Source organism: Pseudomonas sp. 11/12A (genome assembly GCF_000800055.1).
GTDB classification, from domain to species: domain Bacteria; phylum Pseudomonadota; class Gammaproteobacteria; order Pseudomonadales; family Pseudomonadaceae; genus Aquipseudomonas; species Aquipseudomonas mohnii.
In genome coordinates, this window is the sequence record NZ_JUGV01000001.1 from 2,497,710 (window position 1) to 2,518,816 (window position 21,107).

The window sequence follows — 21,107 nt, forward strand, 5'->3', positions numbered from 1 at the left end:
AGACTCGCTCCTACAGGGGACTGCGGTGTTGGTGGATTAGCGCACGGCCACCGCCTGGGTGGTGGCATCGGTAAAGTCAAAGACTTTGCCGCCCTGGGCCGTGGCGAATTGTTGGGCCTGGCCCTTGAGCAGAAACGCGCTGAGGCGCCCTTTCGCATCACTGGCAAACCACGCCTGATCCGCTAGCAACTTGATGCCGCTGTCGCTGGCCTGGGCATACACCGCGCGGATGTTCCTGCCTTCCTGCTTTAGGCTGGCCAACGCGGTGAACGCGGCTTCGGCCGATGCGTACTGACGGACTTTCGGTTCGCCACGCACCCAGACCTCGGCCACGTGGCTGAAGTCGGTGATGGCTTTGCCAGTGGACGCATCGACCGCTTTGAGCGGGGTTTGCGCGTAGTTGGCCAATTGCGCGGCGTAGTCCAGGTTCGAGGCCTTGAAGGCAGCGCGGATGTACTGGTCGTCGATGAAGGTATTCAAATCGAGCCCGCGATCAGCCTTTTTCAGCAGCTTGAGGGTGTCGATGGCGGTGCCGACGGCCTGGCGATATTCCGGTTTCCAGCTCAGGTCGCGGGTCTGCACGCCCAGCGGGCCGTGGAACAGGTAATTGACCTCGGCATCGACCCCGGTGACCTTGGCGATCAGTTCGCTGTATTTCTCCGGCTCGGCGGCGAGCAACTGATTGGCCTCGAGGCTGGCGCGCAGATAGGCGACGACGATCTCCGGGTATTTTTTCGCGTAGCTCTGATCGACCAGCGCACCGTGGAAGGTCGGTGCCCCGGCCTGGGAACCGTCATAGATCTTGCGTGCGAAGCCCCGGCTCGGGAACAGCTCGGCGAACGGCACGAAGTCGGCATGGGCGTCGATCTTGCCGGCCTGCAAGGCGGAGCCGGCGACTTCCGGTGGCTGGGCAATGATGTTCACGTCTTTGAGCGGGTCCCATCCCTGGGCCGCCACGGCACGCAGCAACATGCCATGGGCGGTCGAGGCGAACGGCACGGAAATGGTCTTGCCCTTCAGCTCGGCCAGCGACTGCACGCCCGAGGCGCTCGGCACGACGATGCCGTTGCCACTGCCCTTGATGCTGCCCGACAGCACGCTGATGAACAGGCTGTGCTTGCCCGCCGTTTCGAACGCCACACCGTTGAACGAACCGGGGAAATCGGCCATGGCGCCGAAGTCGAGTTTGCCGGCAACCATCTCGTTGGTCAGGGGCGCGCCGCTGGTGAAGTTTTTCCACTCCACGTCGTACTTCGCGTCCTTGTATTGCCCGTCGTGGGGCAGGTATTTGTCGAGCAGGCCCAGTTCGCGGATCAACAGACCGCCAGCGGCGCAGTTGATCGTGGTGTCCTGGGTGCCGATGGCAATGCGGATGGTCTCGGCCGAGGCCGACAAGGTGAATGAAGCCAGTACCAGACCGGCCAATGCTGCACGCAGCGATGTTGGCAAAACCATGGTGAATCCCCTCGAATCATTTATAGGATGTTCGTCTCCGCCACGATCAGGGCGTGGTGGGAAACGAGGGGTGTTTTCAAGCAGCGTCCGGGGGTGGCCGGATGGCTTTTGGGTTGTTTGTACCGGCCTCATCGCGAGCAAGCTCGCTCCCACAAGTTTCGTGGGTGCAGACAGAGACACTGTGGGAGCGAGCTTGCTCGCGATGGCGTCCTGTCATTCAGCGCAACAAATAAGGGATGTCTACTTTCACCGCCCCGGTCGGGCAGTCCTTCTCACAGGGCATGCAGTACCAGCATTCATCGAAAGCCATGTAGGCCTTTTGCGTGGCCGGGTTGATGGCCAGCAAGTCCATCGGGCAAACGTCGACGCACACGGTGCAGCCTTTGTGGGCGATGCACAGGTCCTCATCGACGGTGACCGGCGCGTTGGAACGGAAGAAGATTTCCTGGGGTTGATAGGCCATGTTCGGTCTCTCTTTTGTTGACGGCATCAAGCCGCGTCGGCACCGACCCGCAAGCGGTCGTAGGCCTGCATTTCATCGGCGTCGAGGGGGATGATGTAAGGCTCGACGGCTTTCTTGAAACTGGTCATCAGGCCGTTTTCGTCCTTCTTCAGGTGGCAATGGCAGAACCAGTCGTTGTCGTTGCGTTGCGGGTGATCGACCCGATAGTGGTAAAGCCCCCAGCGACTTTCGGCACGGAACAACGAGGCCCGGGCGGCCATTTCGGCGCAGTCGCGGATCATGCTGACTTCCATGGCACGCATCAGTTCGTGGGCGTTGTGGGCCTTGATCTGATCGAGGTCGCGCTGGATATCGCTGAAGCGTTGCAGGCCGATTTGCATCTTCTTGGTCACTTTCGGCGGTTGCAGGTAGTCGTTGACGAAGCGCCGCAACTTGTACTCGACCTGGGCCGGTGGCAGGCCGTGTTCGCGGTCCAGTGGCGCGTAGACCCGTTGTTTCTCGGTTTCGATTTGCGCGGCATCCAGCGCCGAAAACTCACGCCCGGCGACGAAATCCGCCGCATTGGTCCCGGCAAACCAGCCGTATGTGAACGCGCCGAGCATGTAGTTGTGCGGCACCGCGGCCATGTCCCCCGCCGAGTACAACCCCTTGACCGAGGTTTCGGCTCGCTCGTTGACCCAGACGCCCGACGCCGAATGCCCGCTGCAAAAACCGATCTCGGAAATGTGCATCTCGACCATCTGCGTGCGGTAGTCGGTGCCGCGATTGGCATGGAACTGGCCGCGACTCGGGCGTTCGTTGCTGTGCAGGATCTCTTCGATGTTCTGGATGGTTTCCTCGGCCAGGTGATCGAGTTTGAGGAACACCGGGCCGTTGCCGCTTTCCAGTTCCTGGTGGAACTCCCACATCATCTGCCCGCTCCAGTAGTCGCACTCGATGAAGCGTTCGCCCTTGTTGTTGGCGGTGTAGCCGCCCAGCGGGCCGGTGACATAGGCGCAGGCCGGGCCGTTGTAGTCCTTGATCAGCGGGTTGATCTGGAAGCATTCCAGGTTCGCCAGTTCAGCCCCGGCGTGATAGGCCATGGCGTAGCCGTCGCCGGCATTGGTCGGGTTTTCGTAGGTGCCCATCAAATAACCCGAGGACGGCAGGCCCAGACGTCCGGCCGCGCCGCACGCCAGGATCACTGCCTTGGCCTTGATCACATGGAAGTCGGCCGTGCGGCAGTCGAAGCCCATTACCCCGTTGACCGCGCCCTCTTCGTCCTTGAGCAAACGGGTGCATACCAGGCGATTGGTGATGCTCACCCGCGCCCGCTTCAACTGGCGATACAGCACTTTCTTGATGTCGTGCCCTTCCGGCATCGGCAGCACGTAGGCGCCCATGTGGTGGACCTTTTTCACCGCGTAGTCGCCGGTTTCGTCTTTCTCGAACTTCACGCCCCAGCGGTCCAGCTGCGAGAGGGTTTCGAAGCTGTGGGTCGCATAGGCGTAGACCGCTGCCTGGTTGACGATGCCGTCGTTGGCGATGGTGATTTCCTTGGTGTACTGCTCCGGCGTCGAGTGGCCGGGGATGATCGCGTTGTTCAGGCCGTCCATGCCCATGCTGATCGCGCCGCTGCGCTTGACGTTGGCCTTGTCGATCAACAGCACCCGCAGATCACGGTTGCGTTCCTTGGCCTTGATCGCCGCCATGGGCCCGGCGGTTCCACCGCCGATCACGACGATGTCGTATTCCTGCTCCAACGTGTTTCGGCTCATGCCTGCTCCCCTTTTTGCCGGTCGATCCGCAGGCGGTACTGGAACGCGTCGCCACGGTAGTAAAGGTGTTCGAAATCCAGGGGGCGGCCCTCAGCGTCGTGGGTCAGACGCTCGATGCGCATGATCGGCGAGCCGGGTTCGACGTTCAGCGCCTGGGTCAGGTCGCTGTCGGCCAGCACCGCATCGATGGCCAGATCGGCGTGACCGAGGGCCAGGCCGCAGTCGTTTTCGAGGATCAAAAAGATGTCGCGGGTGACCAGGTCTGCTTTTTCCAGGCGCTCGCCGATGGCTTTGGGCAGGTAGGTGATTTCCAGCGAAATCGTCTCGCGATTGATCAACCGTACCCGTTTGATCTGCGCCACGGTTTCACCCTCGGTGACCTGCAAACGCTCGGCCACCAGTTTGTCGGCGGCAATAAACTTGAAGCTGCGCAGGCGGTTGATCACCTCGTAGCCGCGACCGGTCATGGACTCGGCGAGGCCTTGCAGGGTGCTGACGTTCTGGAAGGTCTTCGGCTTGGCGACGAAGGTGCCCTTGCCGTGAATCTTGAAAATCAGCCCTTCCTTTTGCAGGTCACCGAGGGCCTGGCGCACGGTGATGCGGCTGACCTTGAACAGCGCGCCGAGCTCGCTTTCCGAGGGCATCTGGCTGTCTTGCGGGTACTGGCCATCGAGGATGCGGGCGCGTAGCACATCCCGCAGCTGGGTGTGCAAGGGAACGCTAGTGAGGGATAGAACGTTATCGGTCATGAAGATCACTTGTCATAACGAGTTATGACGTGATCTTAGAGTTCTAAAGAGAGGGTTGAGAAATACTGTTTGGGAATAAGGTTAGAGCGCACGTTCAACCATGCACTGAAACACCTGTGGCGAGGGAGCAAGCTCCCTCGCCACAATTGCCAGCTCGTGGTTTGTCAGCCGATACGCAGTGCACGCAGGTCCAGTCGACCGTCCTTGAGCGGCGGACACCAGTAATAGCCGCCGGTAATCGGCCGGCTGATGCGGTACAGACCGTCGGTGATGCCGTCTTCCAGGCCGCTCATGCGCCGTAGCTGGACTTCGAAGGCGTCAAGGGAAAAACCGAACGCGAGGAACATCAGGCCAGCGCGGTCACCTTCGATCCACGGCATCGAGCGACGCACGATAAACGCCTCGGGCGCGAAGCTTTCCTGGGCAGTGCGTTTGACGTGGGCGGAGATCGGCGCGTCATCGAGTTCTTCGTTGTCGCTCAGACGTCGGCCCATGATGTGGTCGGTTTCGTGGGAAGGCAGCGCGTGAAAGCCCTTCAAATCGTGCTGCCACTGCTGGATCGCGGCAAAGCTGCCACCGACCGTGCCGTCAGCGCCTTCGGCCACCAGCGCGGCAGCCGCAGCGGCCTCGTCCTGGGGGTTCTCGGTGCCGTCTTCGTAGCCGGTCAGGTCGTGGCCCTCGCGATGGCGGAAGCCTTCAGTCATCTGCACCAGGCGCAAGGCCGGTGCCAATGCCGCTTCAAGGGCGTTGCTGCGATTGAGCAATTCACCACGATCGACGCCATGCAACCAGCACCACAGCGCGTGTTGGGTCGACGGGTTGTCAACGCCCACGCCGGTCAGCGCCGGAAACACCCGCAGCCCTTCAATGTTGCCGTTCAGAGCCTTGACCAGGGATTCACCAAAGCCGACCACGGCCGATTTGCCGTCCACCAGTCGCAGCAAATTGTCGAGCGCCGCAGGCAGCGCAGCGGCGGATTCGAGGGCGAAGAACATATGGCGAGCTTGAGGCGGAACTGGGGTGGCGAGAATGCCCGGCTGGTAATGACTCATATGAACTCCTTAAGAAAGAGCGCGAAGTTTAACCGCAGCACCGGTCGTTGTGTGCGCTCAGGTCAACGTCGAGATACAAGAACTGCGCAAAGCGGTCTACGCTTGAGGCACAAGATCCAGACCCTCAACCCCTCTACTCTGCCTGTCGCCGCGCGATCGACTCAAAATCCGGGGCATTGAATGTTGAATGTAGTCGCGAGTTCGCTCGCGAAAAACCCATAACCGCCGCGGGGCGTCTGATTTTACGCGTTATCGTTCACGACCTTCGCGAGCGAGCCCGTTCCTACATGGCCGGGCTCGCCGACATCTCATACGGGGTAGCAACATGACCACAGCGAATATCCTTGGCAATCTGTTTCCCGAAGCCGGCAGCATCCCGGAAAAATACCGCCTCGACGGCCCGACCGAGCAGCGTGAATACCTGGTCGATGGCGTATTGAGGACCTGGTCCGGCCCCCTCGCCCAGGTCCGCAGCCCGGTGTATTTCAGTGGCCCGAATGGCGATGAGCAAGTCATCCTCGGCAGCACGCCACTGCTCGATGCCGAGACCGCCTTGACCGCCCTCGACGCCGCCGTGCGCGCTTATGACCGCGGCCAGGGGTTGTGGCCGACCCTGCGTGTGGCCGAGCGCATCCAGCATGTCGAGACCTTCCTCAAGCACATGCGCGAACAGCGCGAGGCGGTGGTCAAGTTGCTGATGTGGGAAATCGGCAAAAACCTGAAGGACTCGGAAAAAGAGTTCGACCGCACCTGCGATTACATCGTTGACACCATCAACGCCCTCAAGGAGCTCGACCGCCGCTCCAGCCGCTTCGAACTGGAGCAGGACACCCTCGGCCAGATCCGCCGCGTACCGATGGGCGTGGCCTTGTGCATGGGACCCTACAACTACCCGCTGAACGAAACCTTCACCACGCTGATTCCGGCGCTGATCATGGGCAACACCGTGGTGTTCAAACCGGCCAAACTCGGCGTGCTGTTGATTCGTCCATTGCTGGAAGCCTTCCGCGACAGCTTCCCGGCCGGGGTGATCAACGTAATCTACGGCAGCGGTCGCGAGACCGTCAGCGCCCTGATGGCCAGTGGCAAGATCGATATCTTTGCCTTCATCGGCACCAACAAAGCCGCGAGCGACCTGAAGAAGCTCCATCCAAAACCTCACCGTTTGCGCGCAGCGCTGGGCCTGGATGCGAAGAATCCCGGCATCGTCTTGCCGGAAGTGGATCTGGACAATGCGGTCAATGAAGCGGTCACCGGTTCCCTGTCATTCAATGGCCAGCGCTGCACGGCGCTGAAAATCCTCTTTGTCCACGAAGACGTGGTCGAGCGCTTCATCGAGAAATTCAACGCGAAACTCGCCACGCTCAAACCCGGCATGCCGTGGGAAAGCGGCGTAGCCCTGACGCCGTTGCCGGAGTCGGGCAAGGTCGCTTATCTGCATGGGCTGGTGGCGGATGCCGTTGAAAAAGGCGCGCAGGTGGTCAACCCCCATGGCGGCGAGGCCCGTGCGTCGTTCTTCTATCCCGCGGTGCTGTACCCGGTGACGCCGCAAATGCGCGTCTATCAGGAAGAACAGTTCGGCCCGGTGGTGCCGATCGTGCCGTACCGACATCTGGATACGGTGATCGATTACGTCCTGGAGTCGGACTTCGGCCAGCAGTTGAGCATCTTCGGCACCAACCCGGTGGCGGTCGGACGTCTGGTGGACACCTTTGCCAACCAGGTCGGACGCATCAACCTCAACGCCCAATGCCAGCGCGGCCCCGACACCTACCCGTTCAACGGCCGCAAGAACTCGGCCGAGGGCACGTTGTCGGTGCATGACGCCCTGCGGGTGTTTTCGATCCGGACGCTGGTCGCCACCAAATTCCAGGAGAGCAACAAGGACCTCATCAGCGAGATCATCAGCGGCCGCAGTTCAAGCTTCCTGACCACCGATTACATTTTCTGAGGAATACCGACCTGAGCCAGTCCAGAGCCCTTCAACTGCCACCGCTGTTGCGCCGATTGCTGCGTCCGTTGCTGGACCCGTACCGGCGCTATCGTCATGCCAGGGTCATCCACGCCGTGCGGGTGTCACTGGGGTTGCTGGCGTCGATCCTGCTGACCACCGGCATCCACCTACCCCACGGCGAGTGGGCATCGGTGACGATGCTGGTGGTGATCGGCGGCTTGCAACACCACGGCAACATCGGCAAAAAATCCGCCGAGCGGGCCATCGGTACCCTGGTCGGGGCGACGATCGGCCTGGTCCTGGTGGTGCAACAGGCGTGGCTTGGCATGCCTTGGCTGACCTATTTCGCCATGGCGGTGATTTGCGGATTTTTCTCGTACCACGCCATCGGCAAGGGCGGTTATACGGCCCTGCTGGCCGCCATTACCGTATTCATCGTCGCAGGTCATGGTGATAATCCGGTTTCCGACGGGCTGTGGCGCGGGGTCGATATCCTCATCGGTATTGCACTGGCCCTGGCGTTTTCCTTCGCCCTGCCGCTGTACGCGGTCTATTCCTGGCGCTACAACCTGGCCGATGCCTTGCGTGATTGCGCGACGATCTACGGACGCATCATCAACGGTCAACCGGTCACGGCGGACGAACATCTCAAGCTCATGGGGCGCCTGAACACGGTGATGGTGCAGTTGCGCTCACTGATGCCGTCGGTGTCCAAGGAAGTGAAGATTTCCATGACCGAACTCGATGCCATCCAGCGTCACTTGCGCATGTGCGTGAGCACACTGGAGATTCTTGGCAACACCCGGCCGGATGCCAGTGACCCGGACGCCATGGCTCATTTGCAATCGGCGCTGAGGGCGGAACATCGCCTGATTCGCGTGCAGTTGATCGGCATGGCCCGGGCACTGAAATCCGGCGTGTCCCAGCGGCTCGGGCGGCCTGTTGAAGGGCTGCCGGATTCGAGCCTGGACACACCGGTCTATAACTCGCTGGACGGTTATCGTTTGCTGGTCCGGCAGTTGGCGGCCAACATCGGCGAGATGCGCCAGCGCCTGGCGAAGACCGCGCCGCGCTGGAACATCTGACGCTTGATCACTGTGCAACCGTGCGACGCAACTTAAAGCCCCAGCCCTGCTGCATTCCCGCCGCCGCCAACAGAATCGCGGCCACGCCGATCCATTGCAGGGGTTCCAGGCGATGACCGAAGGCAAACCAGTCGACAAAAATCGCCGCGATCGGATAGATGAACGACAGCGCACCGGTCAGTGCGGTGGGCAGTTTCTGGATCGCGCCGTATAGCAGCACGTACATCACGCCAGTGTGCACGATGCCCAGCGTGACCAGGCTGGCCCAGGCACTCGGTGCCTGCGGCAGCGCCGAAAAGTGCGCGAACGGCGCCAGCAGGAGCACGCCGGTGCTGACCTGAATCAGTGCGATCAGATGCGGCGGCGTGCCGGTCAGGCGCTTGATGATCAGCGCGGCAATCGCATATAGAAATGCAGCGCCCAGTGCCAGAACAATACCGATCAGGTACTCGTTGCCGCTCTCGCCCTGCCCGCCATGGGCACTGACAATCGCCAGCATCCCGAGAAACGAAACGCCCAGCCAGGCCATCTTCTGCAGCGTGATCTTCTCGTTGAGGAACAGCGCGGCCAGGCCCACCAGCATGAACGGCTGCACGTTATAGACGGCGGTGCCAATGGCAATCGAAGCGCGGGAATAGGAGGCGAACAACAGCACCCAGTTGCCGACAATCGCCACGCCGCTGAGCACCGCCAGCAGGAAGGTGGTGCGAGTCAGGATACCGGGGCGCAGGAAACCGAAGGCGGCGCAAATCAGCAGCAAGGTGCCGGCCCCGAACAGGCAGCGCCAGAACACCACGTCCAGTACCGGTTGCCCGGACACCAGCACAAACCAGCCGATGGTCCCGGAGATCAGCATGGCGGCGGTCATTTCGAACGAGCCGCGACGTATTGTTTTGTCCATCATCAGACTCCTGTGTTTGAGCCCAAAGTATGCCAATCCAGGCGGGGGCTTCTCCAGTGCATAAATCAGGCTAAACTTGGATTCTGCCTTTTTTATAAAGGCGACTTTGAAGAGTTGCCTAATCGAGGAATGCACCATGACCGATGACATCGACCAAGTGCTGATCACGGCGCTGATGGACGACTCGCGACGCTCGCTCAAAGCCCTGGCGCAGATCAGCGGCCTGTCATCGCCCAGCGTCGCCGAGCGCCTGCGCCGACTCGAAGAGCGTGGCGTGCTCAAGGGGTATACCGTCGAAATCGACCCGAAATGCTTTGGTTACCAGCTCCAGGCGATCGTACGCATTCGCCCGCTGCCGGGTCAGTTGCAGGAAGTCGAACGGCAGATCCAGGCCATCCCCGAATTCACCGAATGCGACAAGGTGACCGGCGACGACTGCTTCATCGCGCGCCTGCATGTACGTTCGATGGAACAGCTGGACACCCTGCTCGACCGGCTCAATACCCACGCCGAAACCAATACGGCCATCGTTAAGAAAACCCCGGTCAAACGCCGGTTGCCGCCGATGGCCTAATGGCTTGCGGCAAATCACAGGCAAGAAAAAACCCGCCGAAGCGGGTTTTTTCACTCAAGGCTGGCGATCAATCATCGCGACCCATGATGCCGAACAGCTGCAACAAGCTGATGAACAGGTTGTAGATCGATACATACAGGCTGATGGTCGCCATGATGTAGTTGCGCTCGCCGCCGTGAATGATGGCGCTGGTCTGGAACAGAATGCAGACCGAAGAGAACAGCACGAAACCGGCGCTGATCGCCAGCTGCAGACCGCTGATCTGGAAGAACATGCCCGCCAGCGTTGCACCCAGCAGCACAAAGAAGCCGGCAGTGATGAAACCGCCGAGGAAGCTCATGTCCTTGCGGGTGATCAGCACATAGGCCGACAGACCGCCGAACACCAGTGCGGTCATCGCGAAGGCCGAGCTGACCACTTCAGCGCCGCCCTGCATGCCCAGGTAACGGTTGAGGATCGGGCCGAGCAGGAACCCCATGAAACCGGTCAGGGCAAATGCCGACACCAGGCCCCATGCGGAATCACGGAGTTTGTTGGTGAGAAAGAAAAGCCCGTAGAAGCCGATCAGCACCACGAAAATGTTTGGATAACCGACACGCATCTGCTGGGCAACGAAGGCCATCACACCGCTGAATGCGAGCGTGAGTGCAAGCAAGCCGTAAGTGTTGCGCAGGACGCGGCTAACCTCTAGCTGCTCAGCCTGCAAGCTGTTATTAACTGCGTAATCCTGTTCGCGCATGGCGACACTCCTGTTGGTTTGAAACGTTCAGTCGCAAAGATCATAACAGACGCCCTGTAACAAGCTATGCAGAGAGTTTGACAGTGTGTTTCATTCAGGTATTATGGCGCCCGCAACACAAACGGAGGTGTGGCCGAGTGGTTTAAGGCAACGGTCTTGAAAACCGTCGACTGTAACAGGTCCATGAGTTCGAATCCCATCGCCTCCGCCATCTTTATACGACAAAGCCCTGATTTTTCAGGGCTTTGTCGTTTCTGGCATCTGGAAAAAATCACGATGCTTGGCATGTGTTCCATAACTATTTGGGAGGTGTTCCATAACTAAGCCTCCAGCTCCCCTCTTCCGGCATCCTGCCGAGCGTTAAAAAACCTTCATGCAACACGGTGCTAAGCTGACCTCATAACCGAGGATTCGCGATGCCAAGTTCAGACATGCTCTCGGCCGATCCGCTGCCAGTAGCGGCCAACAATCGCCTGGAGCTGTGAGGAGACAATCTCGGAAGGTGTCATCCCTCTGGATATCGGCGCCCATCAGCTTGCATTCTCAGGCGCCTGGCTTTATCCCAAGTCTCGGGCTGATCGATGCCTAGGGCAATCCCTGGCGTCTACTGCAGCACCGAGGTGGTACTTCTCCTCTTCAGCCAAAAAAAAAGGCCTCTTTCGAGACCTTTGTTCTGAACCTGATTTTTGATTAAACGATGAAGTCCCACTGCGCTGCTGATTGCGCGTTTGCGCTCATTTCGACGGAGGCAACGAACGCGTTCGCTACATCCTGCAGGCTCATGCTGTTGTCTTTCATCTGCGTGACCCAATACGCCTTGCCAGAGGCTTCGGCGTTGCGATTGAAGATGGCGTGGTAAAGCACTTCAACATTGTTGCCAATGTCGTTGGTGATGATATTGCCGCGGGCTGTGTTTTCCGTCGAAGCAATCATGTTCAAGGCAATCTGCCCCAGGTTCTGGGTGCCGGTGCTTTGCTGTTGACCCCAGTATTCAAAACCGCTGACGTCAGCTTGGCGACCCAGGATGTTCTGATAAAGCCCGGCGAGCACGTTCAGTTCTGAACGTGATTCGACGCTGACGTTGCCATCGTTGAACTGCAGGGTTTCGACGTTGATTAAGCGGGTCTGTTGCGATGGGTCATCAACGCGCGTCACCAGCGTCTGGCCGTCTTTTTGCTCGATGACATAGTCGGAGCGTGCGCCGCTGAATACCAGGGTGTCGGTATTAGTACCGCCATGAATCAAGTTGGGCTGGACCGCCGCGCCGCCGGAGACTGCAGCAGCGTTGACTTCGATCGTGTCATTGCCACCACCGGCGTAAACCTGGCTGTGGCTGTTACCCGTCAGAACGAATGTCTGGTTCGCAGCGTCACCACTGAGCAGTTGCCCTGACTGGCTGCCAATCACCTTCACTGCGCCCACGATCGAGGCAAAGTCGACATTGTTCAGTTGCAGCGTACTGCCGGCTGGCAGAGAACTGGCATCGATCACCAGGGCAGTGTGTTGCTTTGCATCGGCTGAACCATTGATCACCAAAGGCGCTGTCGGTGCACTGCCGTTGGCGGTCACCGGCGTAATGGTTTGCACCATCAACGCTGCATCGCTCACCAGGCCGGCGAGAAACGCCTTGCCGTTACCGGTCAAGTGCGCCTGATCGTGGCTATTGTTGGCAGCGCTGACGGCCTTGATGGACTCGATCAGGGACGCCAGAGAGTTACCCGCTGTGCTATTGGCGCCACCCTGCGCCTTGAGACCGAAACCGTTGGGCAGCTGAGCGGAAAGCAGCGTTGTGTTGCCATTCTGCGCCAGCGGAATGTCGGCAACACCGGAAGCCCCGGTTTGCTCGACGCGGCCATCGCTCACAACAGGAATGTAGATTTGCTGGCCCAGACCGCCGCCGGGCAACCAGGTGCCGGACGTAGAAACCGCGACACCGTCGATCGGGACTGTCGAGACTGTCGAGGACGCCGTTGGCACCTTGTTAACGGTCAGTTCGTACAGCGTCTTGACCGCCGTATTGGTTTCGTCGGCAACACTGACCTCGATACTGGCTTTGCCCTCTTTGGTCGCGACGAACGTGGCGCCCGCCAAAGCCAGGTTAAGTGCGTCGGCAGTTCCAGTCTTGGACCAGACACTGCCAGTTTGAGTCCAGCCGCTGAGGCCGCCAATCTGCCCGTTGACCGCCGTAAGACTAACCGTCAGCTCGGTGGCGTCGACATCCTGCACGGTAAAGTTATCCAGGGCTATCGTAACACCAGCGGTAACGACCTGGGCCGAACCTGGGACACCCTGAATCGTCGGCAAATCGTTGCTGCCGTTGATGATCAGTTGCAGGATAGTCTGGTCGCTGCCGCCTTTTCCATCGTCAGCATTGAGGGTGTAGCTCAGGACCAGTTGCTCGCCTGCCTTAAGATACTTGAACGTTTCACTGCCCGAATTGAACGACCAGGTCAAACTTCCCTGGGTTTGCGTACCATCGAGCGCCGGCGTCGGCGACAGGCTTATCATCGCCAGGATGTCGCTGTTGGTCGGCTGCTGGCTATTGGAGGTCACGACCGCGCCGGTGCTGTCTTTCTGCTCGACAGTCAGTGCGGTAGCGATGACGGTGACGATGTCGCTGTCCACATCGGAAATCGCCAGTTTGTTGCTTGATTGCAGGCCGGCATTGCCCTGACTGAGGGTGTAGCCGGATGCCAGCTCAGCTGAGTACTGCATGGCACGCGGAATCATTTCGGTGACCCAAGCGTTCGTACTGCTTGAGCCAGTCTTCACATCTTGCAAGTACTGGGGCGCTGCAGTCTGGAATCCGGTGCCGGCGATACCGGCATTGTAGTAATCGTAACCGAGGAAGATAACGCTGCCGGCGCCATGAGAAATCGCCGCGACCGTTGCATTATCGTCCGTACCATAAATGGCCTTGAAGTTTGCGACGGTGCCCTTGCCAATAGAGTCAGTCGCGGACGGATCGCTCAAAGTGGCCGGACCACCCGCAAAGGGTGTTCCTGCCGCATTGGCAGTATTGAGCGACCAGCTGGAACCGCCCGCGGTGGTCAAATCCCAGCCAAAAACAGCATTCAGGAAGTTGGTGTCAGCGTCGCCGCCCGTACCTGTCATCATGATCACACCGCCTTTGCTCACCCAGCTTTCGAGGGCGGCTATGGCATCTGCTGGCAGGAATGCGGGACTGGAAGGATCTGCAACACTCTCCATGTCAGTCATGAAGAAAAAACCGCTGGCGGCGAGCTTGGTGGCGAAGTCCGGATCGGTAAAGCTCTTGATAGACGTATCAAGTTTATAGTTGCCGCCCTTATTGATGATCGACTGAATGATGCTGGCCAAGTTGGCGTTTTCGGTGCCAGTGCCCGGGTTGGCATCCGAACCATTCATATTCGGCTGGCTATAAACGGAGACTTGGGTAGTCGTCGCCAATGGTGCAAATTTCGGTGCGCTATTCAGTGGAATCAAGGGAGGCGTCCTTGCTTTATAATTAGGGGCTCAACCCTGTTTTCCCTTAATTGTCGAAAAAATCCGGGAGCGTCGAGCGGGCGAGCCAAAATGTCGACAATTCGTACTTAATACATGCCCGCTTGAGTAAAGGCAAGTAGCCACCATCGCAGCTGTTGCGATGTGTCCATTTTTACCGGGTATGTACCCTGCTTAGAAGGGGGGGCATTCATGCGTCCGGAACGTTCGACAAAATCCCCATAACATTGCAACGCAATCAATTCTTGATCGCCCGCGACGTGCTAATTTTCATCGAGCAACATATGGGCCTGCTCACACGTCACTCCCTTAGCTCTGGCTTGGCCAGCAACTTCAGCCAACTCGCCCAAAAACTGGACGCGGCCATCGGTCACGAACGAATGACAGACCCGATCACCCCCGCCACCATTGACGGATACCGGGACGCGAAAACGGCAAAGGTGCGGGCGAATCGCGAGATAGGCACCCTGTCCCACGTGTTCAATATCGCGAGGATGACAATCGGCGGCGAAGCAAACAGCCTGGGCAGGCTTATATCGGAGATATCTGAGCGCAATGCTCTTCCTGCTCGACATCCTGACGCCTAAAGCCAAGCCATTGCGCTCGCCTTCAATGTTCCCATCGCCGCGCATTTTTTTGCGATCAGTAGAAACTCCAACCCACCAACTCCCTTCGCAACTCTATTGGTTGACGCTCGCCAAAAAAGCCCCTTAGCCCTATAAGGTTTTGGTTGCCATGCTTTGCTTTCTTAATATACTGGCGTTTTGATTTCTAGTTCATGGAGGACATGATGGTCAGTTCCGCAAGCGTTGTGAGCGTTTCCGCAAGTGTTCAGAACGGTAGTTACAGAGCAGGATTTATAATCTCGGTTGATGTGACATTCGACAAGGCTGTAGCCGTGGATACTACAGGTGGAATTCCTTCGCTCCAGATGAACTCGTCCGGTTCTGCGGTTTACAACAGAGGATCTGGTAGCGAGGTGCTGACCTTCAGCTATACCGTACCAGCCGGCGCCAATTCCATCGACCTCGATTATTCCAGCACTAACGCGTTGATGCTTAATGGCGCAACTATCGTGAACAGTGCCATGAACAACGCTGACTTGGCGCTAGCGCCGCCAGGAACACCAGGCTCTCTGGGGGCGAACAGTAATATCGTTATTGATACCACCGCCCCGACCAATACCATCGCTAGCTTTGCGTTTTCAGCCGACACAGGCAATTCCCAGACTGACTTCATCACCAAAACCGCCTCTCAAACCATCAGCGGGACGCTTAGCGCGAATCTTGCCGTGGGCGAGAACGTGTATGTGTCTTTAGATAATGGCTCCACCTGGACTATTGCCACTAGTGCAGTCGGCACTAGTGCTTGGTCGCTTGCCGGACAAACACTGGCCAGCAGCCACACGCTACAAGCAAGGGTGATGGATCTCGCTGGAAACTCCGGCACATCTGCCAGTCAACACTACACGTTGGATATTACCAGCCCCACTGTTAGCAGTGTTGCCGTCCCTGCAGACGCTACCTATGAGCCCGGACAGAACCTCGACTTCACCATCAATGCCAGCGAAGCCATTACCGTTGACACCACTGGCGGTACGCCCCGAATAGCACTGGTGGTGGGCGCCACAACGGCCTATGCCAATTACGTCAGCGGATCAGGCTCCAACGCTCTACTCTTTCGCTATACCGTTCAAGCAGGGGACCAAGACGCTAACGGTATAACCGTGGGTGCGCTGACTTCAAATGGAGGAAGCTTGCACGACACGGCAGGCAACAACATGGTGACCACCCTTAACTCGGTGGCCAGTACCGCTGGAGTAAATGTCAACGGCCTTGCTCCTGTTTTCACCGGCGCTTCGGTCAATGGTAATAGTCTTGTTATAAGCTATTTCGCTGCCACTTCGCTGGACTCAATCAATATTCCTGACCTCAGTGCCTACCATGTAACGGCAGACGGTGCAGCCAATGCAGTGACGGCAATAGTGGTCGACTCTGCAGCAAAAACTGCAACCCTCACCCTTGCAACAGCAGTGACTGCAGGCCAGGCAGTTACCATCGCCTATACCGACCCCACATCGGGTAACGACCCTCATGCACTTCAAAGCAGTACGGGCGAAGATGCAGCGAGCCTCGCAGCGACACTGGTGACCAACAACACCCTCGCGCCCACTGCTCCAACTCACAGTGGCGGGTCAGGCGTCGTGAGCACAGCGCCAGAAAAAGGTGGCGTGCTGAACGGCACAATTTATGGCGATATCCTGACAGGCCTGGCAGGCAAAGACACTTTTTACCCAGGTGGCGGTGCGGACTCCATCGATGGTGGTGACAATGTCGACACGGTGGTCTTCAGCGGTGCGCGGGGGCAGTACACGCTGACCCACAACAGCGACGGAACCTACACCGTGCGCGACATGCTGGACCCGTCAGTCAGCGTGGCGATGAAGAACATCGAGCGCGTGAATTTCAGCGATCAGGCGCTAGCGATTGATGCCACCCCTGAAAGTGCACGACTGGCCGAACTGTATCACCTCGCGCTGGGCCGCAAACCGGACGATGCCGGCTTGCAGTATCACTTGGGGGTCAGCAACAGTGGCGCGACCACCAGCCAGATCATCGCAGCGTTTGTCGCGAGCAGCGAATTCGCCTCGGGGCAGGGACAGCTTTCCGACAACGCTTTCCTCACCCAATTGTATGGCAATGCTTTTGATCGCTCGCCCGACGCCGGAGGGTTTGCATACTGGATGCAGCAATTGGCGCACGCACCTGGCCCAGAAGGCCGCGCGCAGGTGATGGAAGGCTTTTTAGCGTCGAGCGAGATGACACTGCAGATCACAGGCCAAGTAGATTCCGGGATAGCATTACTTTTGCAGGCCTGAAAACTTGTCGTTGGTTGGTCGTTGCATCAATTAAAGACAGCGCAACAGCATTGTGTCTGCACTTGCAGGCGCCTGCGGCTTCTGGCAAACGCCGGCATATCCCTCCCGCACCAGGACTTGGCATTGCCGTCGTCCAGGCGACGGCGATCTGACCGGCCACGCTTTCGCCGCGATCATCCCCCACAGTGGGCGGACGAGGATGTCGCGGTCTTTTTCAGTTGCGGTCATAACTTTTCTCCAAGCAAAAAGAAGCCCGCTCATGGCGGGCTGGATAGCGGAAATCTGTAGTCTATGGTCGTAGTGATTCATGCTGTCGGCGCGGATATCATGCCGGCCAAGTCCTCCTAATCCACACCCCGACAGGAGGAAATAGAAACCCCGAAGCCCGCGAAACTTCGGGGTTTTGCTTTTGGATGCTCGCTGGTAGGATTCTTCGCAAGCTTGCACTCCCCTTCGAGGAAGCTAGAAGCCCCGAAGGGCCAACCTCGGGGCTTTGCCTTTTCAATCCCCAGACGAAGAAATCTCCGAACGGGTCGGGGTCTTGGTGAAGTGCCTGGCGCCGCCAATTCGGACGCCAGCCGAGAACAGCCGGGCTCGCCATCGCGCCACACCCTCCGCACGCCCCGCCTGTACAGCACTGCGTCTGCCACCTTGCGGGTGAGTCTCCAACATTCAGCACGGATCAGGAGTAGATCCGGCGCTCTCGCGCGGTACCCTCCGCAAACGATCAGTGCAGATGAGACCTTCATTCAGGCGCGCGTGCTACTGGTGTGAAATGCTCATCTGGTCTGAGCTGACGCGACGTGAACTTGTAACCGATCTGGCTTAAGGATTGACCAGGATGGCGCACTCACTCCATTACCCTGCAAATGGTTACTCAATGAAGAAGACGCAGACGGACAGCAAAGCAGCAGTGACTGCTTCAGACATTGAACGATCTATCCAAGCCCTGAACAAAATGGCGGAACGCCTGTGGGGGGATGGTCGGGAAGCTGAAGCGAAAGCCCTCCTCGACGCCCTGGACGCATTAAACCGGGCACTCGATCGGATCAGGATTGGTGAAAGTCGCAAGACTCTCCATTGAGGTTGCCAATCAGCTGGCGGGTGATGCGGACGAGGTGAAATCAGCAAGGATTGTGCGGGGCGATGCATGGCGTCACGTTGAAACCATAACGAAAGGCCCAAAGAGGCCAATGTCAACAATGCGGCAATACCGCCGCACTTGCACAGAGGGACATGCTGCGGCGCAGGCGGCAGCTGAAGCCGTGTCTGCCCGGGAACCCGACCCTGGAAGGCGACATACCCTTAACCTGTAAACCCTCAAAGCAAGCGTTAAATGGCAGAATCCCCTCAATTTCATCAATTCGGAGACCACAATGCTTCGCGTGTTTGAACGAAGGCTCGACCCATTCCCCCCCGACGAAGCACCACCACCGCCTATCGGCCTGATGCCGTTCCTGTGGGCCTGCACCCGAGGCGCCCGTGGCTATATCCTTGCGCTTGCCTTTCTGAGTGCCAGTGTGTCGATCTACGAAGCCTGGTTGTTTTCCTTTCTGGGGCAGGTCGTGGATCTGCTTTCGACCTGGCAGGCCGGCGACGGCGTGAACGGCCAAGAACGTCGAGTTCTGTGGAGCATCGCAATCGTATTGCTCACCAGCATTGGGCTGGTGGCGTTTCGCACCCTGGTGCAGCACCAGATTTTGGCGATTAATCTGCCGCTGCGGCTGCGCTGGGACTTCCATCGGCTGATGCTGCGGCAAAGCCTTTCATTCTTTTCCGATGAGTTCTCCGGCCGGGTCACGACCAAGGTGATGCAGACTGCACTGGCCGTGCGCGAAGTCCTGTTCACCCTCATCGAAATCGCGCCCGGCATCGGCGTTTACTTCATTGCGATCATCGCACTGGCCGGCGGCTTCGCCCTTAAACTCATGCTGCCTTTCATTGCCTGGGTCGCGTTGTTCGGGCTGGCCATGCTGTACTTTGTGCCACGCCTGGGCCAAGTCGGGCAGGAACAGGCCGATGCGCGATCGTCGATGACGGGGCGTATTTCGGATGCCTACACCAACATCACCACCGTGAAACTGTTCTCGCACTCCAAGCGTGAAGCGCACTTCGCGCGTGCGGCGATGGAGGATTTCAAGCACACCGGTTTTCGCCAGATGCGCCTGGTCAGCCAGTTCGAGATCGTCAATCAGGCACTGGTGGTTGCACTTATCCTCGGAGCAGGCGGCTATGCCCTGTGGCTGTGGCACCAGGGCGAAGTCGGCACGGGGGCTGTGGCGGCGATTACGGCCATGGCGTTACGTATCAATGGCATGTCGCATTGGATCATGTGGCAAATGGCTTCGCTGTTCGAAAACATCGGTACCGTGCAGGATGGCATGGCCACCCTGACCCGCGGCCCCAAGGTGCAGGATGCGCCAAACGCCGGCGTGCTGGTGCCCTCTGGCGGCGCGGTGACCTTTGACGAAGTGAGCTTCAACTACGACGGTGAACGCCCAGTGCTCGACGGATTGAGCCTGAACATCCGCCCGGGCGAAAAAATCGGCCTGGTGGGCCGTTCCGGTGCCGGCAAATCCACTCTGATCAATCTGCTGCTGCGATTCTATGACGTAGAAAGCGGTGAGATTCGCATTGACGGTCAAAACATCGCTCAAGTGACCCAAGACAGTCTGCGCAGTGCTATCGGCATGGTCACTCAGGACACTTCCCTGTTGCACCGTTCCATTCACGACAACATCGCCTACGGCCGCCCGGACGCGACCGACGCGCAGGTCCGCAGCGCCGCGGCCAATGCCCAGGCCGACGGTTTCATCAGCCAACTGAGCGACCGGCAAGGCCGTACCGGCTATGACACCCTGGTGGGTGAGCGCGGCATCAAGCTTTCGGGCGGCCAGCGCCAACGCATTGCCATCGCCCGGGTGATGCTCAAGAACGCCCCCATCCTGTTACTTGACGAGGCCACCAGTGCCCTGGATTCCGAAGTCGAAGTCGCCATCCAGGAAAGCCTCGATGAAATGATGAAGGGCAAGACCGTCATCGCGATCGCCCACCGATTGTCGACGATCGCCGCCATGGATCGGCTCATTGTCATGGACGAGGGGCGCATCATCGAACAAGGCACCCACGCCGAACTGCTGGGAAGAAACGGCACCTATGCGCGACTGTGGCAGCATCAAAGCGGTGGGTTTCTGGGTGAGGATGAGGGGGTGATTGAGGCGATGGATCAGGTATGAGTGTGAACGGTCGAGAGCGGTGATCGGCGAACAGCTGCAGTCCAGTCGTGCGCAGATCCCCAGCGGCAACAAGGTCCATTGGCCCGGACTCACGAGATCATCGCAAATCGTGGCGACTGCCTGTCCGTTTTTTAGGGTTGGCTGCTTAAATCTTGAACGATTGAAGACCGTCCGATGTCACTCCTAAGCGGTGACTTTAATCAGCGGCCTGGCAGGTCGCGGAGGATCTCGAATGATCAGGTCAGAAGCTGTCGACGCCCCCTTGCAAACCCTGTTGCTCGAACGCAACGGTTGGGTTCCAAACAACCCTCGCCTGCGGGTGCTGATTTACATCAAGGCCATTGCCGCCAAAGGCAAAGATCCGGCGGCTTTGTTCGAACAAATCTTCAGCGCCCATGGCTGGCCGCCGCAATGGCGTGACGGGGTTTACGACTATCATCACTATCACACCCAGGGCCATGAAGTACTGGGTATCGCCAGAGGTTACGCTCGCCTGATGCTTGGCGGCCCGGACGGGCGGGTGCTGGAAGTCAGCGACGGCGATGTGTTGCTGTTACCCGCCGGCACCGGCCACTGCAACATCGAATCGAGCGATGATTTTCTGGTGGTTGGAGCGTACCCACCGGGCCAGCACGCTGACATCTGTCGCGAAGCGCCGAATCCTGCGCAGTTGGCGAATATCGACAAGCTACCCTTTCCCGGCCAGGACCCTGTGCAAGGCCCCCATGGCGCGGTAAACCGCTACTGGTTGTGAACCGGATGCCAAAGGCCTCAATGGTTT

At 58.9% G+C, this 21,107-nt stretch carries 15 protein-coding genes, 1 tRNA gene and 2 pseudogenes; 9 read left to right on the forward strand and 9 right to left on the reverse strand.

Annotated features, from left to right (window positions below; translation table 11 throughout):
- Positions 1-36: 36 nt before the first annotated feature.
- From GQ39_RS11395 to GQ39_RS11415, 5 genes are all read right to left on the reverse strand, one after another.
- Positions 37-1,455 carry an ABC transporter substrate-binding protein gene (locus tag GQ39_RS11395; protein ID WP_047529846.1) on the reverse strand — a complete coding sequence of 473 codons (1,419 nt, stop codon included), beginning with the start codon at positions 1,453-1,455 and terminating at the stop codon, positions 37-39.
- Between the two features lie 217 nt (positions 1,456-1,672).
- Positions 1,673-1,918, reverse strand: coding sequence for a 4Fe-4S dicluster domain-containing protein (locus GQ39_RS11400; protein WP_008060065.1), 246 nt, complete (start codon positions 1,916-1,918; stop codon positions 1,673-1,675).
- Between the two features lie 26 nt (positions 1,919-1,944).
- The gene (locus GQ39_RS11405) at positions 1,945-3,675 is read right to left on the reverse strand and encodes a fumarate reductase/succinate dehydrogenase flavoprotein subunit (RefSeq protein WP_047529850.1); all 1,731 of its coding nucleotides are present in this window, start codon (positions 3,673-3,675) and stop codon (positions 1,945-1,947) included.
- Positions 3,672-4,424, reverse strand: a complete 753-nt coding sequence (locus tag GQ39_RS11410; RefSeq protein ID WP_047529851.1) for a GntR family transcriptional regulator — start codon at positions 4,422-4,424, stop codon at positions 3,672-3,674. The genes GQ39_RS11405 and GQ39_RS11410 overlap by 4 nt, the downstream gene beginning before the upstream one ends.
- A gap of 164 nt (positions 4,425-4,588) precedes the next feature.
- Positions 4,589-5,476, reverse strand: coding sequence for a Dyp-type peroxidase (locus GQ39_RS11415; RefSeq protein ID WP_047529852.1), 888 nt, complete (start codon positions 5,474-5,476; stop codon positions 4,589-4,591).
- Between the two features lie 325 nt (positions 5,477-5,801).
- Here GQ39_RS11415 and GQ39_RS11420 point away from each other — a divergent pair, with 325 nt between their 5' ends.
- Positions 5,802-7,427, forward strand: coding sequence for an NADP-dependent glyceraldehyde-3-phosphate dehydrogenase (locus GQ39_RS11420; RefSeq protein ID WP_047529853.1), 1,626 nt, complete (start codon positions 5,802-5,804; stop codon positions 7,425-7,427).
- A 44-nt stretch (positions 7,428-7,471) separates the two neighbouring features.
- On the forward strand, positions 7,472-8,515 hold the full coding sequence (locus GQ39_RS11425) for an FUSC family protein (protein WP_177329352.1): 1,044 nt from the start codon (positions 7,472-7,474) through the stop codon (positions 8,513-8,515).
- A 7-nt stretch (positions 8,516-8,522) separates the two neighbouring features.
- On the opposite strand, the gene GQ39_RS11430 is transcribed toward GQ39_RS11425, so the two are convergent.
- The gene (locus GQ39_RS11430) at positions 8,523-9,416 is read right to left on the reverse strand and encodes a DMT family transporter (protein WP_047529855.1); all 894 of its coding nucleotides are present in this window, start codon (positions 9,414-9,416) and stop codon (positions 8,523-8,525) included.
- Positions 9,417-9,552: 136 nt separating this feature from the next.
- On the opposite strand from GQ39_RS11430, the gene GQ39_RS11435 reads away from it, so the two are divergent.
- Positions 9,553-9,990: an Lrp/AsnC family transcriptional regulator gene (locus GQ39_RS11435; RefSeq protein WP_010461024.1), complete on the forward strand. Its 438-nt coding sequence runs from the start codon at positions 9,553-9,555 to the stop codon at positions 9,988-9,990.
- A 67-nt stretch (positions 9,991-10,057) separates the two neighbouring features.
- Here GQ39_RS11435 and GQ39_RS11440 read toward each other — a convergent pair whose 3' ends face one another.
- Entirely contained in the window at positions 10,058-10,729 is a 672-nt protein-coding gene (locus GQ39_RS11440; protein WP_047529859.1) for a Bax inhibitor-1/YccA family protein, read from the reverse strand.
- 123 nt (positions 10,730-10,852) lie between these two features.
- Here GQ39_RS11440 and GQ39_RS11445 point away from each other — a divergent pair.
- Positions 10,853-10,940, forward strand: a tRNA-Ser gene (locus GQ39_RS11445).
- Positions 10,941-11,419: 479 nt separating this feature from the next.
- Here the strand turns inward: GQ39_RS11445 and GQ39_RS11450 are convergent.
- Positions 11,420-14,194, reverse strand: a complete 2,775-nt coding sequence (locus tag GQ39_RS11450) for a DUF4214 domain-containing protein (protein ID WP_152613991.1) — start codon at positions 14,192-14,194, stop codon at positions 11,420-11,422.
- Positions 14,195-14,598: 404 nt separating this feature from the next.
- On the opposite strand from GQ39_RS11450, the pseudogene GQ39_RS32385 reads away from it, so the two are divergent.
- Positions 14,599-14,706: pseudogene (locus GQ39_RS32385) on the forward strand (integrase); the annotation flags it as partial.
- A 296-nt stretch (positions 14,707-15,002) separates the two neighbouring features.
- Complete coding sequence (locus GQ39_RS11460; protein ID WP_047529865.1) at positions 15,003-17,090, forward strand: SwmB domain-containing protein; 2,088 nt, start codon at positions 15,003-15,005, stop codon at positions 17,088-17,090.
- Between the two features lie 75 nt (positions 17,091-17,165).
- Here the strand turns inward: GQ39_RS11460 and GQ39_RS33300 are convergent.
- Positions 17,166-17,318 (reverse strand): annotated as a pseudogene (locus GQ39_RS33300) (cell wall hydrolase); the annotation flags it as partial.
- A gap of 652 nt (positions 17,319-17,970) precedes the next feature.
- Here GQ39_RS33300 and GQ39_RS11470 point away from each other — a divergent pair.
- From GQ39_RS11470 to GQ39_RS11480, 3 genes are all read left to right on the forward strand, one after another.
- Positions 17,971-18,174 (forward strand): hypothetical protein, encoded by a 204-nt coding sequence (locus GQ39_RS11470; RefSeq protein ID WP_047538758.1) that lies wholly within the window; start codon positions 17,971-17,973, stop codon positions 18,172-18,174.
- A 292-nt stretch (positions 18,175-18,466) separates the two neighbouring features.
- Positions 18,467-20,326 (forward strand): ABC transporter ATP-binding protein, encoded by a 1,860-nt coding sequence (locus GQ39_RS11475; RefSeq protein WP_047529868.1) that lies wholly within the window; start codon positions 18,467-18,469, stop codon positions 20,324-20,326.
- Positions 20,327-20,558: 232 nt separating this feature from the next.
- Positions 20,559-21,080, forward strand: coding sequence for a cupin (locus GQ39_RS11480; protein WP_047529870.1), 522 nt, complete (start codon positions 20,559-20,561; stop codon positions 21,078-21,080).
- Positions 21,081-21,107: the final 27 nt, after the last annotated feature.

Excerpts from the sequence above, each read along its gene's own strand:
- GQ39_RS11395 (WP_047529846.1), bottom strand. The coding sequence starts at position 1,455 with ATGGTTTTGCCAACATCGCTGCGTGCAGCATTGGCCGGTCTGGTACTG.
- GQ39_RS11400 (WP_008060065.1), bottom strand. The coding sequence starts at position 1,918 with ATGGCCTATCAACCCCAGGAAATCTTCTTCCGTTCCAACGCGCCGGTC.
- GQ39_RS11405 (WP_047529850.1), bottom strand. The coding sequence starts at position 3,675 with ATGAGCCGAAACACGTTGGAGCAGGAATACGACATCGTCGTGATCGGC.
- GQ39_RS11410 (WP_047529851.1), bottom strand. The coding sequence starts at position 4,424 with ATGACCGATAACGTTCTATCCCTCACTAGCGTTCCCTTGCACACCCAG.
- GQ39_RS11415 (WP_047529852.1), bottom strand. The coding sequence starts at position 5,476 with ATGAGTCATTACCAGCCGGGCATTCTCGCCACCCCAGTTCCGCCTCAA.
- GQ39_RS11420 (WP_047529853.1), top strand. The coding sequence starts at position 5,802 with ATGACCACAGCGAATATCCTTGGCAATCTGTTTCCCGAAGCCGGCAGC.
- GQ39_RS11430 (WP_047529855.1), bottom strand. The coding sequence starts at position 9,416 with ATGGACAAAACAATACGTCGCGGCTCGTTCGAAATGACCGCCGCCATG.
- GQ39_RS11435 (WP_010461024.1), top strand. The coding sequence starts at position 9,553 with ATGACCGATGACATCGACCAAGTGCTGATCACGGCGCTGATGGACGAC.
- GQ39_RS11440 (WP_047529859.1), bottom strand. The coding sequence starts at position 10,729 with ATGCGCGAACAGGATTACGCAGTTAATAACAGCTTGCAGGCTGAGCAG.
- GQ39_RS11460 (WP_047529865.1), top strand. The coding sequence starts at position 15,003 with ATGGTCAGTTCCGCAAGCGTTGTGAGCGTTTCCGCAAGTGTTCAGAAC.
- GQ39_RS11470 (WP_047538758.1), top strand. The coding sequence starts at position 17,971 with ATGAAGAAGACGCAGACGGACAGCAAAGCAGCAGTGACTGCTTCAGAC.
- GQ39_RS11475 (WP_047529868.1), top strand. The coding sequence starts at position 18,467 with ATGCTTCGCGTGTTTGAACGAAGGCTCGACCCATTCCCCCCCGACGAA.
- GQ39_RS11480 (WP_047529870.1), top strand. The coding sequence starts at position 20,559 with ATGATCAGGTCAGAAGCTGTCGACGCCCCCTTGCAAACCCTGTTGCTC.